2 protein-coding genes are annotated in these 1,739 nt (G+C 44.6%); both read left to right on the top strand.

Annotated features, from left to right (window positions below):
* The first annotated feature begins 213 nt into the window (after positions 1-213).
* Positions 214-1,242, top strand: coding sequence for a succinylglutamate desuccinylase (locus BCT81_RS22885; RefSeq protein ID WP_061031481.1), 1,029 nt, complete (start codon positions 214-216; stop codon positions 1,240-1,242).
* Positions 1,243-1,376: 134 nt separating this feature from the next.
* Positions 1,377-1,739, top strand: a 363-nt coding sequence (locus tag BCT81_RS22880) for an iron chelate uptake ABC transporter family permease subunit (RefSeq protein WP_157938888.1), incomplete at its 3' end; no start/stop codon positions are given.

The raw sequence follows: 1,739 nt of genomic DNA, 5'->3' as shown, positions 1-1,739 counted from the left end.
TATCTTGCTGAAAGAACTTGATATAACCAAAAGTTGCTTTAAATAGAGAAAGTTATTTAGCACAGGCCTCGGTTTGTTGATAAGCAGGAAATATAAAATTTATGGGTAGTATTTGTGAGTGATAACGGAGTTTCTGTTGATAAGTGCGATCCTAGCAACACAATTTCTATGTACAATTTATTAACATACGGCCGTGCAATTAAGGAGTAACGCATGACGAAGACCCTCTTTCGCCAATCATTTCTTTTTGACAGCCTAGATCTTGAGCAAGAAGTGTTTGCAGGACAGACCGTACTGAGTAACGGTGTTCAAATTAAGCTTCATCAACGTGGCGTGTTGGAAGTGATTCCCGCTGATTACAGTTCTGAAACCAAGAACATTATCTTTTCAAGCGGTGTACACGGCGACGAAACCTCACCAATGGAGCTGATTGATAAGCTCGTTGAGGATATTGAAACAGGCTTTCAGGCAGTGAACGCTAGATGCTTGTTTATCATAGCTCACCCAGAAGCAACCAACGCGCATACCCGTTTTCTTGATGTGAATATGAACCGTCTGTTTGATGAAAAGCAGTACGAGAGCAATCGAGAAGTGGATATCGCCCAGAACTTAAAGTATCTGGTGACAGAGTTTTATAAAGAAACCAAGCCAGAAACACGCTGGCACTTAGATTTGCACTGTGCAATCCGTTTATCTAAGCACTATTCATTTGCAGTGAGCCCTAAGGTTCGCCACGAAGTACGTAGCAAAGAGTTATTCGACTTCATCAACAGTGCTCATGTTGAAGCCGTGTTGCTGTCGAATGCACCTACCAGCACGTTCAGCTGGTACAGCGCTGAAAACTTCGGAGCGCAGGCTCTGACAATGGAACTCGGGCAGGTCGCGAGAATTGGTGAGAACCAACTCGATAGACTAACGGCTTTTGATCTCGCCATGCGTAATTTAATCGCGGAAGCTGAGCCAGAGCATCTGCCCAAGCGAACCATTACTTATCGTGTGAGCCGCACCATTGTTCGTTTACATGATGATTTCGATTTCATGTTCTCAGATTCTGTAGAGAACTTTACTGCATTCAAGCACGGTGAAGTCTTTGGCCATGATGGTGATAAACCATTAATGGCGAAGAATGAAAACGAAGCGGTGGTGTTCCCAAACCGTAATGTTGCTATCGGTCAACGAGCAGCCTTAATGGTGTGTGAAGTGGAAACACGATTTGACCATGGGCAGTTGGTTTACGATTAATCTGTAGCAGCGACGACGGTTCGTTGAATAACCGCTCAACTGGTTGAAATATCAAGGTTCACATTACGGTGTGAACCTTGAGTTTACTTGGGTATACAGGTAAGGTTACGCGAACAATCTCAAAGTAGCTTGATATGGATTTCCAACAACTTCTTCACCAAAAACAGCGCAAATGGACGCGAGCCATTTATCTGATGGCATCACTGCTTATCGCGCTGAGTGCTATTTACCTAATGGTTGGCGATCTCTTCATTTCCCCTCTGGGCACCTTGTCCACATTAGAACAAAAACTACTGATTGATTTACGCTTACCTCGATTATTAGCAGCTATTGCCATCGGGGCAGGGCTAGCGGTATCTGGCGCAAGCTTACAAGTGTTATTAGGCAACGTATTGGCAGAACCAGGTGTGCTCGGCATTTCTGGTGGTGCAAGCCTCGCCATGGTGATTGTACTGTTCTTCTTGCCGTTTGCGCCGACTCCAGAACTCTTCATGGTC

The sequence above is a fragment of the Vibrio sp. 10N.261.52.A1 genome, from assembly GCF_002876325.1.
In the GTDB taxonomy this organism is placed as follows: domain Bacteria; phylum Pseudomonadota; class Gammaproteobacteria; order Enterobacterales; family Vibrionaceae; genus Vibrio; species Vibrio chagasii.
Note: the sequence above shows the minus strand (reverse complement) of the source record. Positions and strands in the feature narration are given on the sequence as shown.

What these genes read in the sequence shown, in the direction of transcription:
- BCT81_RS22885 (WP_061031481.1), top strand. Translation starts at nt 214, where the DNA reads ATGACGAAGACCCTCTTTCGCCAATCATTTCTTTTTGACAGCCTAGAT.